The sequence below is a fragment of the Polynucleobacter sp. HIN11 genome (genome assembly GCF_030297675.1).
Classification (GTDB): domain Bacteria; phylum Pseudomonadota; class Gammaproteobacteria; order Burkholderiales; family Burkholderiaceae; genus Polynucleobacter.
Genome location: NZ_AP028142.1, coordinates 481,419 through 494,978 on the forward strand (window position 1 = coordinate 481,419; position 13,560 = coordinate 494,978).

Here is a 13,560-nt window from a genome sequence, read left to right on the forward strand (position 1 = left end):
TTTGGCGGATTGGGCGACTGGCGCTAAACTAGTGCCATGTCGCTTGCCCAAGGCAGTTTTTACTCTAGTGATAACCGTACGATTGGCTTGATTAGCCTAGCGCACGGCACCTCTCATTTTTATCATTTAGTTCTACCCCCGCTGTTTCCCTGGCTCAAGATTGAATTCGGCTTGTCGTACGCCGAACTCGGTTTATTGATGACCGTCTTCTTTGTGGTCTCATGCGTTGTTCAGGCCTCGTCTGGTTTTCTGGTGGATCACAAAGGTGCGCGACCGATTTTATTTGTTGGGATTGGATTATTAGCTTTATCTGCAGTGACCTATGCTGTGAGTTCAAGCTATTTGGGGCTGATGATTGGTGCAATTTTGATGGGGTGCGGCAATGGTGTTTTTCATCCTGTTGATTACACTCTAATTAATCATAAGATCTCACCAAGACGATTGCCTTATGCGTATTCCTTCCATGGGGTCACTGGTTATCTGGGTTGGGCTTTGGCCCCAGTCTTCATGGTGGCGATTGCAGAGCTGGCGAACTGGCGAACGGCGATGATGGCGGCAGCCATCTTGGCGCTCTCAGTTCTGGTATTGCTGTGGTTTAACCGCGATTTGTTAACGGATGATGCAAAAGAGCGTCAGGCTAGTAATTTAGCGAATGCGCGCAAGGAAGACCCGAACCATAGTCCGTTAGGAACTTTTGATTTCTTAAAGTTACCCGCCGTTTGGCTATGTTGGCTGTTCTTCTTTTTCAGCATGGTGGCGATGTCAGGTATTCAATCATTTGCCCCTAGTGCCCTGTTTAAGACTTATGAAATCTCGGTTGCCTCCGGAAACTTTTTTCTAACCCTCTTGGCCCTCGGAACTGCTGGTGGCATGCTATTAGGTGGTTATCTCGCAAGTCGTTTTGCTGCGCCAGAACGTACAGTCGTGATCTGTTTATTTGTTAGTGCACTCATGTCGGTAACTATTGGGGCAGAGTTGGTATCAGCTACCATTATTCCAACTCTATTTGTTGTGATCGGGATTGGCTTAGGTATCGCTGCACCATCACGCGATTTAATGATCCGGTCCGCAACGCCACAAGGCGCCTCTGGTCGAGTCTATGGCATTGTCTACTCAGGTATCGACCTTGGCGCTTCAGTTGGCCCACTCGCTTTTGGTATTTTGCTCGACGCGGGAAGACCCAATTGGCTCTTCTTAGGGGTTGCCTTTATTCAGTGTTTGATTATCTTTACCGCATTTAAAGTTGCTAGTAAAACCCCTAGTCGACAAACTCAATCTATTTAATCTCACTGTTTTTCGAGGCTCCGGTCAGAATAATTTCGCGGATAGTCTGCATCACTTCGGATTCTTTACCCCTAAATCCATGTTCGGTAAATGCGTTACAGGGGTTACCCTGAAAATTACTTCCTCCAAAAACAGTAATCAATGGAATTCCATACTGATCACTAATCGATTTTGCCCCAGACCATGTTGTTAGATAGCAAGGATCATCCTTATGATGAATAAAGAATTGGGGGATCCCCGATTTTTTATAGTTGAAATTAATTAATTCGCGATACGAATTTCTTGCATAAGGTTCCGTAATGGCTGCCGTATGAATTGCCCCAGAGTATGTTTTTGGTTCATATGTGGGCATAAATGATGATGATATGGTTCCCATGCTAGTGCCAACTAGCCATACCCCTTGAATGGTTGGGTACCTTCTTTTCACTTCGTTGATTAATTTTTGAACATGCGCTTGACGCTCGTTACTTGCCTGATAGCTACTAGAACAGACATCGCCGCTTTCAGATTGGCAATCAATGGTAAGAATCGCGATTGATTCATCGGCAAGATGACGTCTTGAGCGAATTAAAAAATTTCCACTTAGTTTTGTGCTAACCATTGCGCCATTTTCAACAGCCGGTCTAAATACGGAGGGATAGCCTGGCACCAATACAGCTAATCTCGTGTGATTTTTAGAACCGCTTTTGATTGAAAACAATCCTGTTTGTTTTGCATCTTTATCTAAATCAACGGTTATTAGTTCTTCCTGTAAGCCGTCTGACGCATTAGGTAACTGTTGTGCATTATTCGCGTTCGAGAATAAGAAAAGAACGACAAATAAGATTCGGATCATTTTGCTTCTACGTTACATTTTTATAGAAGGATCTTAATACGCGAGAAAGGCCGTTTTATTATTTTCGCAATATGAAATTCTTCTTTCATAAGATAAAAAACTGAATTTAGGTTAAAACTCGAATAATTTCATTTTCTAATTCCATATTTCATATAGCAAAAATTTAATAATAAGTAATTGAATTTAATGATTTAATTTATTTATATATCGCTAGTTAAATTAGTCATTATTAATAAATTACTTTCTAAACTCTTATATAAGACATAAGAGTTTGGGTTTCTCAAGCCCTCGTCGATATCCATTTTTATCGTGAATGAAGGAGAGCAATATGGTGACTCGTAAAGCAGAAGCAGCAATTATTCAGAAGGATTGGGACACCAATCCGCGTTGGCAGGGGGTAAAGCGAGGCTACACCGCAGAAGATGTAGTTCGTCTTCGTGGTTCTGTTCGCCCTGAGTACACCTTAGCAAAACAGGGCGCTGAGAAGTTATGGAATTTGGTGAATAACGAAGCCTATGTAAATTGCTTAGGCGCATTGACCGGTGGTCAGGCCATGCAGCAGGTAAAGGCTGGTGTTAAAGCAATCTATTTGTCAGGCTGGCAAGTGGCTGCTGATAACAATACTTATGCAGCGATGTATCCCGATCAATCCCTCTACCCAGTCGATTCGGTGCCTAAAGTTGTTGAGCGGATTAACAATACATTTGAGCGCGCAGACCAAATTCAGTGGTCAAAAGGAATTAATCCAGGCGATCCTGGTTACATCGATTACTTCGCACCCATCGTTGCTGATGCTGAAGCTGGCTTTGGTGGCGTTCTAAATGCCTATGAATTAAGCAAAGCATTAATTAAAAATGGTGCAGCCGGCGTGCACTTTGAAGATCAATTGTCATCCGTTAAGAAATGCGGACACTTAGGCGGCAAGGTATTGTTGCCGACTCAAGAGTCCGTGCAGAAATTAATTGCTGCTCGCTTAGCTGCTGATGTCATGGGCGTGCCAACCATTATTTTGGCAAGAACCGATGCCGAAGCTGCTGATCTATTAACCTCAGATTATGATGAAAACGATAAACCGTTCTTGACTGGTGAGAGAACACCTGAGGGTTTCTATAAAACTCGTAAAGGGCTCGGACAGGCGATTTCTCGTGGTTTGGCGTATGCAGAGTATGCCGATATGGTCTGGTGCGAGACTGGCACCCCAGATTTGGATTTTGCTAAAAAGTTTGCTGAGGCTATTCGTGAGAAGTTCCCCGGAAAAATGTTGGCCTACAACTGCTCGCCGTCGTTTAACTGGAAGAAAAACTTAGATGATGCAACAATTGCTAAGTTCCAGCGCGAGCTAGGTGCGATGGGTTATAAGTACCAATTCATCACCTTAGCTGGTATCCACTCGATGTGGTACAACATGTATGACCTTTCACAAGACTATGTCAAGCGTGGTATGACGGCTTATGTTGAGAAGGTACAAGAGCCCGAGTTTGCAGCAAGAGATCGGGGTTATACCTTTGTTTCACATCAGCAAGAAGTTGGTACTGGCTACTTCGATGACGTTACGACCGTGATTCAGGGTGGGAAATCATCAGTAACCGCCTTGACTGGATCGACCGAAGAAGAGCAATTCCATTAATCATTCATCCGTCTAATCGACGGCTAATGCAGTCATGGCAGGCGCCTTAAGCATCCCCAAAGGGTGACTTAGGCGCCTTTCTGTTTTACAGTAGTAACTATGAATAATTGCATTCTTTGTCAAGACGAGGGCGGGCATCTAATATGGCGCGGTGATGATGCCCGCGTTGTTCTGGTCGATGCTCCCGATTTGCCTGGCTATTGCCGGGTAATTTGGAATCGTCATATTGCTGAGATGAGTGAGTTATCACGAGTTGAGCGAGAAATCTTGCTGGCCTTGGTGGACGTGGTTGAGTTTGCAGTTCGCCGTGTTATGCGACCCCAAAAAATAAACCTAGCCTCATTGGGCAATCAAGTTCCGCATCTTCATTGGCATGTGATCCCCCGTTTTGCAGATGATCCATACTTTCCAGAGTCAATTTGGTCGCCAAGGCAGCGCGACACGGCTGATGCTGTACTGAAGTTGCGACGTGAGCTTGCTAGGGGAATTCCGGAAGCGATTCGATCGGGTATTGCTGACTTAGCTTAAGCGTTGGTAGGCCCAGGCTTGATGAAAGCCATGGGCATCTAGTAAATCTTCCTGATGAAAGCCCGCCTGGCGGGCGAGCGATTGATATTCAGAGGGGCTCAAAGGAAAGTCATTGGCTCGCACATGCTCAGTAATGCGGGCACGTTCGATGGAGCTGATTGCCACCCAATCATTTTCAACCATGCATAAATATTGATCAAGATAATCATCTCGACTTTGTCCATCATTGCGCATCACATCGATCAACACAAACGATCCTGACTGTTTTAAGACTCGAAAGCATTCCTTAAAAAGAGCCAGCTTGGATTGGTCATTCAAATGATGAATGGCATAACTTGAAAATACTAAATCAAGGGCGCAGTCCGGTATTTGACGAAGTTGCTCAAGCATATCCAGGCAATTTAATTCCAATTGCGAGGACCAGGGTGCCAAATTAGTTTTAGCAAGCTGCAGCGCTGGTTGTGAAAGATCGCACGCCATGTAGCGTGAGATTTGATTATTCTTAAAAAGTGCTTGACTGAGAGAGGCGTCTCCGCAACCAAGATCTACTAGAGACAGTGGTTGATCAATTGATTGAATTAGCTGTTGACTTGCATGAACTAATTCGTGATGAAACATGTAGTTATGCTCAAGTAGTTTTTGATAGGTCGCCCAATTGGAGCGAAATAGAGTAATTGGGTCAGATTCGGCTGCTTGGTTCATTGCAAAACCTAAAGTAATTTTCGGATGGAATCAATGTATGCTAATGCATCTAAAGCCTGACCGTTTCGCTGCGCTTCCCAGAGTGCACGCCCTAAGCATTCCATGATTTGGTGCTGGGCCTCATGCTCCGAATCTAATTTTCGAGTCAGTTGCTCTGCCACTAACTTGATACCCAGGGGTTGATCAATTGAAATTTGCTCACTAATGGATAGGTGCATCGATAAATGCAAAAATGGGTTGGTTTGCCCTTGTTCGGGTGTGAATTCATGAGAGAGCGCTTCGTTGCTAGTCAAAATAGCGTGATACTCGGGGTGAAGCTTTATCCATGAGCAGGCTATCATCTCGATGGGTGTTAATACTCCCCCTGTTAGCTGTTTTTGCCATGCACCGCAAAAGAATTGTCGAACTTCATCACGACTTGGGTTAAACAGTGCCACGTATTTTTCCTTGATTGGATTTATATCGATAGGAGCATAAAGGCTCGACGATGCATTGTGCACATTCTGGATTACGGGCTTTGCATACATAGCGGCCGTGCAAAATCAGCCAATGATGAGCATCCATGAGGTAGTCCTTGGGAATTCGTTTCATGAGCTTCTTTTCAACTTCAAGGACATTTTTGCCAGGAGCAAGACCTGTGCGATTCGATACTCGAAAAATATGGGTATCGACTGCAATCGTTGGTTCACCAAATGCCGTATTGAGGATGACATTAGCGGTTTTGCGCCCAACACCAGGAAGCGCCTCAAGGTCTGATCGGTTTCTGGGGACCTCACCGCCATGGCGCTCAAGCAATATCCGACAGGTTTCTTGCAGATGTTTACCTTTTGTTCGATACAACCCAATATGTTGAATGTAAGGACGTACCCCTTCTTCGCCAAGCTCTAGGATGGCTTTGGGAGTATTGGCGACTGCGAACAATCGACGAGTTCCCTTATTCACCGATATATCGGTTGCTTGCGCAGATAGTAAGACCGCAGTTAATAGTTCGAACGGCGAGCTATATTCCAGTTCGGTAGTCGGCTTTGGATTATTTACCTTCAACTGCTCAAAAAAGGCAATGCGCTGCTCAAGATTCATGATGTTGATTAGCCCGATTGCTTTACTCGTGCAATAGCTGCAGCAATAATCGCTCGTTTTCGTTCGATTTCATCGATTTGTCCTTGATTCTTTGCTTGATCCTGATCCAATGCAGCTAATTTAGCTTTGGCTTTAGTGGCTAATCGCTCCTGTTGATCACGCTCTTCACGTTCCAATCGATTTAAATGTGACTCATAGCGAGCTCTCGCAAGATCGGCCTGGGCAGGTGACCAGGCATTCCAGCCGGTTTGCTCACCCGTTACATTCAGCATAAGAATACAATCTACTGGGCAAGGGGCAACGCATAAATCACAGCCCGTGCACCATTCAGGAAGAACGGTATGCATTTGTTTTGACGCCCCAACGATGGCATCGACCGGGCATGCCTGGATACATAGTGTGCAACCAATACAGGCTTGTGGATCAATCCAGGCGACAGGGCGAGGACGTTCGATCCCGCACTCTGGATTGATGCTACGGGTTTCTTCATTCAATGGGTAATTCAGGATTTGGCTAAGACGAATAATTCCCGCGACACCGCCCGGTGGACAACGATTGGGTTTTTCGCCTTCGGCAAGCGCCTCTGCATAACCGCGGCAATCAGGATAGCCGCACTTTGTACACTGTGTTTGCGGAAGGGCGTCTTCGATTAGGTCGGCCAGCTTAGTTGAGGGCATGGACTTTGAATCCGATGCAATTTAATTTGCGTCTTGATTACTGGGGTTCGATGAGTGGTGAGCCCGAATAAATTGTTGAATACGGGGATAGACCTTATTACGCCAGCGACTTCCAGAAAAAATACCGTAATGACCGGCACCACTCACTTCGTAATGCTCTTTACTCGACTCTTTGATTCCTTTGCACAATTTATGAGCCGCGCGCGTTTGACCACTCCCAGAAATATCATCCATCTCGCCTTCAATCGTCAATAAGGCCGACTCCTGAATATCTTGAGGTTTAACAAGCTCATTGCGAACCATCCAAGTTCCATTGGGTAGCGCATAGTCTTTGAAGACCGTACGAATAGTATCTAAGTAGTAGTGAGCATCCATGTCCAGCACCGCGTTGTATTCGTCATAAAAACGGATGTGGGCTTGCGCATCTTGTTCGTCACCACGTACTAAGTTTTGAAAATAGTCCCAATGCGATTGCAGATGATTGCTTGGATTCATGGCAATAAAACCCATGTGCTGCAAGAACCCCGGATAAACTCGTCGCCCGACACCAGGATGGGGTGGAGGTACATTATGAATCGTATTCGCCTCAAACCACTCAATCGATTTACTCATCGCCAGAGAGTTCACTGCGGTTGGTGATTTGCGTGCATCGATTGGGCCGCCCATCATCACCAGTGAGCGAGGTGTACTCTCACCACGCGAAGCCATCAGAGATACAGCCCCCAGTACTGGTACGGTTGGTTGGCACACCGATATCACATGCAAGTTTTCAGCGCCAATATGGCGAATGAAATCTTCAATGTAATGGACGTAATCATCCAAACCAAATACACCCTGGTCATTTGGAACCATCCTGGCATCGATCCAGTCGGTGATATAGACCTTGTGATCTTGCAACATGGTGCGAACGGTATCGCGCAATAGGGTCGAGTGGTGACCCGAGAGTGGGGCAACAATTAAAACGACAGGGTCTTGCTTCATTTTGGAGATGACTTCAATATCATCTGAAAAGCGCTTGAAGCGGACCAAATTACAAAAAGGCTTGGCTAGGGCTGTAAATTCTTGGACAACAACTTCTTTACCATGTGCTTTGACACTACGAATTCCAAATTCAGGTTTTTTGTAGTCCTTGCCAAGACGGTGCAAGAGTTCGTAACTCGCTGCTAGACGCTCAGCACCTGGTACTAAGGAGAGCGGGTTCGCGGGATTGACAAAAGTCTCAGCGGTTGTTTTGGCCCACTCCGTCAAGGGTTGCAATAATGCTTTTTGGAAATCATAGATTTGATAAAGCATCGAATACTCTCCAGAACCAGCAAAGATTCTATTTTGACATGAGAACTCGGGCAATTGCCTGAGCAACCCGATCTATATTTTTGGTATTTAAAGCAGCCACACAAATGCGCCCTGTGGACAGAGCATAAATACCATCCCGCTCTTGGAGCTTGGCGACCTGATCAGAGGTTAACCCTGAGTAGGAGAACATTCCCCGTTGCGCTTCAATAAATGAAAAATCTTGCGCAACACCAGCCGCCGCCAGTTTCTCTTTTAGGCCATGCCGCATGGATTTAATTCGATCGCGCATCTGGGCTAATTCATCTTCCCACATTTGACGCAGTTTGGGTGAGTTGAGAACTGTTGCCACAATGGCGGCACCGTGGGTTGGCGGGTTTGAGTAATTGGTTCGAATCACGCGTTTGAGCTGTGAAAGAACTCGAGCAGATTCTTCTTTACTCTGCGTCACGATGGACAAGGCACCAACACGCTCACCATACAAAGAGAATGATTTGGAGAAAGAACTCGATACGAAGAAAGACATTCCCGAATCAGCAAACATCCGCACGGCGGCACCATCTTGTTCGATGCCGTCCGCAAAGCCTTGGTAAGCAATATCAAGAAATGGAATCAACTGTTTTTGTTGGCAAATCGAAATAATGGTTTGCCATTGATCTTTGGTGAGATCCGCTCCTGTTGGATTGTGGCAGCAGGCGTGGAGGATCACTAGGGTTTTCGCGGGAAAAGACTCCAGCGATTTCACCATGCCATCAAAGTCTACGCCCCGTGTTTTTGGGTCAAAGTAGGTGTACTCTAAAACGTTGTATCCAGCAGCCTCAAAAATGCCGCGATGGTTTTCCCAGCTTGGGGAACTGATTGCTGCTTTTGCAGTGGGCTCAAGGCGTTTAACAAAATCTCCACCAACTCGGAGGGCCCCAGTGCCACCAAGGCACTCTGCAGTGACCACTCGCCCAGCCTGAATTAATGCTGAGTCCTTACCAAAAAGTAAGTTCTGAACAGCTGAGTTGTATGGATTGGGTCCTTCGATCGGAATGTAGGCGCGAGGCGCTTCTTTGGCAACAACTTCTTTTTCGGCCTCTAGTACAGCACGTAAGAGTGGAACTTTGCCTTCGTCGGTATAGTAAACCCCCACCCCTAAATTAACTTTGCCGGGCCTTTGGTCAGCGTTATATGCCTCAGTGAGGCCAAAAATTGGATCTTTGGGAGCAAGCTGGACGGAAGAAAACAGATTCATGGTGGAAATTTCGATTAGTTGTTGTAAATCAGGCTCTTAGAAGCGGTTGGTATAAACGGAATAAAAACGGCAAAATTGAAGATTATTTATAAATTGCTAGGTGATTCATCCCTAGTCGTAAATGATAGCCGAGATGCCAAAGCTCACCCCAAAATCGACCAGCAAAAAAAAGAATCCAGACCCGGTCATTTTTGCCGATCCTTCTGGAGACGCAGAGGATGTTGCTCTAAAGATTGAGCAGGCGGTGACATTGGATGAGTCGAAGTTTGTTTCGTTTCCAAATTCACCATATCAACTCTATCAACCATTTCCTCCGGCCGGCGATCAACCGGCTGCGATTGATCAGTTGTGTGAAGGACTCGAGGATGGATTGTTGTTTCAAACTCTATTAGGTGTTACCGGTTCGGGCAAAACATTTACCATGGCCAATGTCATTGCGAGAATGGGCCGGCCGGCCATTATCTTTGCGCCTAATAAAACTCTCGCAGCACAGTTGTATTCTGAGTTTCGTGAATTTTTCCCCAGAAATGCTGTCGAATATTTTGTAAGTTATTACGACTACTATCAACCAGAAGCTTACGTACCTCAGCGCGATCTGTTCATCGAAAAAGACTCATCAATTAATGAGCATATTGAGCAGATGCGTTTATCCGCCACGAAAAGTTTATTAGAGCGTCGAGATGTGGTGATCGTGGCAACCGTATCGGCCATTTATGGCATTGGAAATCCAGGCGATTACCACAGTATGGTCTTGACCTTACGACCCGGTGATAAGTTAAGTCAACGCGACATCGTGGCTCGATTGATTTCTATGCAGTATGAGCGTAATGAGATGGATTTTCAGCGAGGCATTTTTCGGGTCCGCGGCGATACGATCGATATTTTCCCAGCCGAGCATAATGAATTAGCTATCCGAGTCGAGCTATTTGATGACCAGGTCGAATCACTTCATTTCTTTGACCCATTAACCGGCAAGATTAAGCAGAAATTACCTCGTTTTACGGTCTACCCCAGTTCACATTATGTGACCCCAAGAGAAACGGTTTTAAGGGCGATTGAAACCATTAAAGCCGAGTTGCGGGAGCGTTTAGATGAGTTTGTTAAAGGTAATAAGTTAGTTGAGGCGCAGCGTTTAGAGCAGCGCACCCGTTTTGACCTGGAGATGTTGTCGGAGCTCGGCTTTTGTAAAGGTATTGAAAACTATTCACGTCATTTATCGGGCGCTAAACCCGGCGAGGCGCCACCGACTTTAGTCGATTACCTGCCTGATGATGCACTCATGTTCTTAGATGAGAGCCATGTTTTGATTGGGCAGCTAAATGGGATGTATAACGGCGATCGCTCCCGGAAACATACCTTGGTGGAGTATGGCTTTCGCTTACCATCGGCGATGGATAACCGCCCACTGAAATTTCCAGAGTTTGAGACTAAGATGCGTCAAGCAATTTTTGTCTCAGCAACCCCAGCCGATTATGAAAACCAAAAAACGGGTCAAGTGGTTGAACAAGTGGTGCGTCCCACAGGTCTGGTCGATCCTGAAATTGAGGTTCTACCTGCCAGCTCTCAGGTGGATGATTTACTGGGTCAAATTCATGAGCGTGTGAAAGCGGGTGAGCGTGTATTGGTCACAGTCCTCACTAAACGCATGGCCGAGCAATTAACAGAGTATTTGGCTGATAACGGCGTCAAAGTACGCTATGTTCACTCGGATATTGATACGGTCGAGCGTGTCGAAATTATTCGTGATTTACGTTTAGGTGTTTTCGATGTATTAGTTGGTATCAATTTATTACGCGAGGGTCTTGATATCCCCGAGGTATCGCTCGTCGCAATCTTGGATGCAGATAAAGAGGGATTTTTACGAGCAGAGCGGAGTTTGATTCAGACCATTGGAAGAGCGGCGCGAAATGTTCATGGCAAAGCGATTTTGTATGCCGACAAGATAACAGACTCCATGAAAAGAGCGATGGGGGAGACTGAGCGTCGCAGAAATAAGCAAATTGCGTTTAACTTGAAACATGGTATCCAACCCAAAGGAGTTCAGAAGCGGATTAAAGACATCATTGATGGCGTCTACGATGTTCAGGAAAAGCGCGTGGAGTTGCAAGTTGCGCAGCGTAAGGCCCAGTATGAGATGATGAGTGAGCGCGAGTTAGCGAGCGAAATTAATCGTCTCGAGAAGCAAATGATGGCTGAAGCCAAAAATCTCGAGTTTGAGAAAGCAGCCGCGACTCGAGACCAGATTGCTAAAATTAAGGAATTAGCATTTGGGGCGCTTGCTAAAGATTCTATATAAATCAAGCGCTTATCTTTTTTATCCCCACACTACCCCTATGGCTTATTCCTGATAAAAATACTCGGGAATATGTTATACTTGACTGAAATTGTCAGGTATCACCCCTCTGGCAATGGCTGTCCATATCAACCCACAACCAAGGTGATTTATGAGACTTACTACTAAAGGTCGTTTTGCTGTAACCGCAATGATTGATTTAGCCTTGCGCGAAGCGCATGGCCCTGTAACCCTAGCTGGAATTAGCCAGCGCCAGAAGATTTCGCTTTCGTATCTAGAGCAACTCTTTGGAAAATTGCGTCGCTTCAACATTGTTGAGAGCACTCGCGGCCCTGGCGGTGGCTATACCTTAGCCCGCAAAGCCGAGGAGGTCAGTGTGGCCGACATTATTGTGGCTGTGGATGAGCCTCTAGATGCTACCCAATGCGGTGGCAAGGGAAATTGCCATAGCGAGGAAGACACCCATAGTCGCTGTATGACTCATGATTTATGGACTAATTTGAATGCCAAGATGGTTGAGTATTTAGACTCAGTCACCTTGCGCGATTTAGTCAAACAGCAAGAAAGCCGCGGAGTGGTGATTGCTGATATGCGCGAGAAAAAAGTACGCGTTGAGCCTGCGAAGCTTAAAAAGCCAGCAGTCGCTGCAGTTGCCAAAAAAGAAGAGGCTCCAAAGCGGCCCCTAATTAATTCAGTATTCAATTTAGCAAGACAAGGTTAAGTATGAACGCTCCATTCAAGGAAGCATTGCAACCCGTTTCGATTTATAGCCCCAAGCATTTTCCGGTCTATATGGATTACTCGGCAACGACGCCGATTGATCAGCGCGTGGTTGACAAAATGCTGCCTTATTTACGGGAGCAATTTGGTAATGCGGCCTCCCGTAGCCATGCATTTGGATGGGCGGCCGAAGAAGCTGTCGAGGAGGCGCGGGTTGAGGTTGCTAAATTAGTTCATGCTGATCCCCGTGAGATCGTATGGACGAGTGGTGCAACCGAGAGTATTAATTTGGCATTGAAGGGCGCAGCCCATTTTTACAAAGAAAAAGGCAAGCACATCATTACCGTGAAGACTGAGCATAAGGCGACACTTGACACCTGCCGCGAGCTCGAGCGTGAGGGATATGACGTTACTTACCTCGATGTCATGGAAAACGGCTTAATTGATTTTGCTCAGTTTGAAGCTGCTATGCGTCCAGACACTATCTTGGCATCGGTGATGTATGTCAATAATGAAATTGGAGTGATTCAAGACATTCCGCGACTTGGCGAATTGTGCCGCTCGCGCGGAGTTATTTTTCATGTGGATGCTGCGCAAGCAACGGGTAAGGTTGAGATTGACTTGGAGAAGCTCAAAGTTGATCTGATGAGTTTCTCAGCGCATAAGACCTATGGCCCCAAAGGGATTGGCGCTCTATTTGTTCGACGCAAGCCCAGAGTTCGGATTGAAGCGCAAATTCATGGCGGTGGTCATGAGCGCGGAATGCGTTCGGGAACCTTACCCGTTCACCAAATTGTTGGCATGGGTGAGGCGTTCCGGATTGCTCGGATCGAAATGGCCGAGGAAGCGGCGCGCATCCGCAAATTGCGTGATCGCTTACTGGCTGGTCTAAAAGACATTGAAGAGGTTTATGTCAATGGTGACATGGACCAACGTGTTGCCCATAACCTCAATATCAGTTTTAACTATGTTGAAGGCGAATCGATGTTGATGGCATTAAAAGACATTGCGATCTCTTCTGGATCTGCTTGTACCTCAGCATCTTTAGAGCCTTCTTATGTATTGCGCGCCTTGGGGCGCAACGATGAGCTTGCCCACAGCTCGATTCGTTTTACGATTGGTCGCTTTACCACTGAAGAAGAAGTTGACTTCACGATTGCTTTGGTCAAAGATAAGATTGCAAAATTGCGGGAACTTTCTCCCCTCTGGGAAATGTACAAAGACGGCATTGATCTCAATACGATTCAATGGGCGGCTCATTAATGATGTTTGTTGTTCTAAACGAGG

Annotated in this window: 13 protein-coding genes; 6 read left to right on the top strand and 7 right to left on the bottom strand. The window is 46.0% G+C overall.

Annotated elements, in window-relative coordinates; translation table 11 throughout:
• Nucleotides 1-36: 36 nt before the first annotated feature.
• Nucleotides 37-1,284, top strand: coding sequence for an MFS transporter (locus QUE60_RS02550; RefSeq protein ID WP_286227132.1), 1,248 nt, complete (start codon nt 37-39; stop codon nt 1,282-1,284).
• On the opposite strand, the gene QUE60_RS02555 is transcribed toward QUE60_RS02550, so the two are convergent.
• Entirely contained in the window at nt 1,277-2,119 is an 843-nt protein-coding gene (locus QUE60_RS02555) for an alpha/beta hydrolase (protein ID WP_286227133.1), read from the bottom strand. The two genes, QUE60_RS02550 and QUE60_RS02555, sit on opposite strands and share 8 nt — an antisense overlap.
• Nucleotides 2,120-2,447: 328 nt before the next feature.
• Between QUE60_RS02555 and aceA the strand changes: the two genes are divergently transcribed.
• Nucleotides 2,448-3,746 carry an isocitrate lyase gene (aceA, locus tag QUE60_RS02560; protein WP_108508039.1) on the top strand — a complete coding sequence of 433 codons (1,299 nt, stop codon included), beginning with the start codon at nt 2,448-2,450 and terminating at the stop codon, nt 3,744-3,746.
• A 99-nt stretch (nt 3,747-3,845) separates the two neighbouring features.
• Complete coding sequence (locus tag QUE60_RS02565) at nt 3,846-4,274, top strand: HIT family protein (protein WP_286227134.1); 429 nt, start codon at nt 3,846-3,848, stop codon at nt 4,272-4,274.
• On the opposite strand, the gene QUE60_RS02570 is transcribed toward QUE60_RS02565, so the two are convergent.
• Genes QUE60_RS02570 through QUE60_RS02595 form a run of 6 tightly spaced genes read right to left on the bottom strand, consistent with a single transcriptional unit; the run spans nt 4,266 to nt 9,260 of the window.
• Nucleotides 4,266-4,976, bottom strand: coding sequence for a class I SAM-dependent methyltransferase (locus tag QUE60_RS02570; RefSeq protein WP_286227135.1), 711 nt, complete (start codon nt 4,974-4,976; stop codon nt 4,266-4,268). The two genes, QUE60_RS02565 and QUE60_RS02570, sit on opposite strands and share 9 nt — an antisense overlap.
• 8 nt (nt 4,977-4,984) lie before the next feature.
• Complete coding sequence (locus QUE60_RS02575) at nt 4,985-5,407, bottom strand: DUF1841 family protein (protein WP_286227473.1); 423 nt, start codon at nt 5,405-5,407, stop codon at nt 4,985-4,987.
• Nucleotides 5,400-6,056 carry an endonuclease III gene (gene nth / locus QUE60_RS02580; protein WP_286227136.1) on the bottom strand — a complete coding sequence of 219 codons (657 nt, stop codon included), beginning with the start codon at nt 6,054-6,056 and terminating at the stop codon, nt 5,400-5,402. Before nth ends, QUE60_RS02575 begins: the two co-directional genes overlap by 8 nt.
• A gap of 8 nt (nt 6,057-6,064) precedes the next feature.
• Nucleotides 6,065-6,733: an electron transport complex subunit RsxB gene (rsxB, locus tag QUE60_RS02585; RefSeq protein ID WP_286227137.1), complete on the bottom strand. Its 669-nt coding sequence runs from the start codon at nt 6,731-6,733 to the stop codon at nt 6,065-6,067.
• 21 nt (nt 6,734-6,754) lie between these two features.
• Nucleotides 6,755-8,026, bottom strand: a complete 1,272-nt coding sequence (locus QUE60_RS02590) for a polyhydroxyalkanoate depolymerase (protein ID WP_286227138.1) — start codon at nt 8,024-8,026, stop codon at nt 6,755-6,757.
• A gap of 28 nt (nt 8,027-8,054) precedes the next feature.
• Nucleotides 8,055-9,260 (bottom strand): amino acid aminotransferase, encoded by a 1,206-nt coding sequence (locus QUE60_RS02595; protein ID WP_286227139.1) that lies wholly within the window; start codon nt 9,258-9,260, stop codon nt 8,055-8,057.
• Nucleotides 9,261-9,381: 121 nt separating this feature from the next.
• Between QUE60_RS02595 and uvrB the strand changes: the two genes are divergently transcribed.
• The 3 genes from uvrB to QUE60_RS02610 all read left to right on the top strand — a co-directional run bounded on the left by uvrB (nt 9,382) and on the right by QUE60_RS02610 (nt 13,536).
• Entirely contained in the window at nt 9,382-11,556 is a 2,175-nt protein-coding gene (uvrB, locus tag QUE60_RS02600; RefSeq protein WP_458574796.1) for an excinuclease ABC subunit UvrB, read from the top strand.
• A gap of 148 nt (nt 11,557-11,704) precedes the next feature.
• Nucleotides 11,705-12,274 (top strand): Fe-S cluster assembly transcriptional regulator IscR, encoded by a 570-nt coding sequence (gene iscR, locus QUE60_RS02605; RefSeq protein WP_108508047.1) that lies wholly within the window; start codon nt 11,705-11,707, stop codon nt 12,272-12,274.
• Nucleotides 12,275-12,276: 2 nt separating this feature from the next.
• Nucleotides 12,277-13,536, top strand: coding sequence for an IscS subfamily cysteine desulfurase (locus QUE60_RS02610; protein ID WP_286227141.1), 1,260 nt, complete (start codon nt 12,277-12,279; stop codon nt 13,534-13,536).
• The last annotated feature ends 24 nt before the right edge of the window (nt 13,537-13,560 follow it).

Excerpts from the sequence above, each read along its gene's own strand:
- QUE60_RS02590 (WP_286227138.1), bottom strand. The coding sequence starts at position 8,026 with ATGCTTTATCAAATCTATGATTTCCAAAAAGCATTATTGCAACCCTTG.
- QUE60_RS02570 (WP_286227135.1), bottom strand. The coding sequence starts at position 4,976 with ATGAACCAAGCAGCCGAATCTGACCCAATTACTCTATTTCGCTCCAAT.
- QUE60_RS02565 (WP_286227134.1), top strand. The coding sequence starts at position 3,846 with ATGAATAATTGCATTCTTTGTCAAGACGAGGGCGGGCATCTAATATGG.
- QUE60_RS02595 (WP_286227139.1), bottom strand. The coding sequence starts at position 9,260 with ATGAATCTGTTTTCTTCCGTCCAGCTTGCTCCCAAAGATCCAATTTTT.
- iscR (WP_108508047.1), top strand. The coding sequence starts at position 11,705 with ATGAGACTTACTACTAAAGGTCGTTTTGCTGTAACCGCAATGATTGAT.
- QUE60_RS02550 (WP_286227132.1), top strand. The coding sequence starts at position 37 with ATGTCGCTTGCCCAAGGCAGTTTTTACTCTAGTGATAACCGTACGATT.
- rsxB (WP_286227137.1), bottom strand. The coding sequence starts at position 6,733 with ATGCCCTCAACTAAGCTGGCCGACCTAATCGAAGACGCCCTTCCGCAA.
- QUE60_RS02555 (WP_286227133.1), bottom strand. The coding sequence starts at position 2,119 with ATGATCCGAATCTTATTTGTCGTTCTTTTCTTATTCTCGAACGCGAAT.
- uvrB (WP_458574796.1), top strand. The coding sequence starts at position 9,382 with ATGATAGCCGAGATGCCAAAGCTCACCCCAAAATCGACCAGCAAAAAA.
- aceA (WP_108508039.1), top strand. The coding sequence starts at position 2,448 with ATGGTGACTCGTAAAGCAGAAGCAGCAATTATTCAGAAGGATTGGGAC.
- QUE60_RS02610 (WP_286227141.1), top strand. The coding sequence starts at position 12,277 with ATGAACGCTCCATTCAAGGAAGCATTGCAACCCGTTTCGATTTATAGC.
- nth (WP_286227136.1), bottom strand. The coding sequence starts at position 6,056 with ATGAATCTTGAGCAGCGCATTGCCTTTTTTGAGCAGTTGAAGGTAAAT.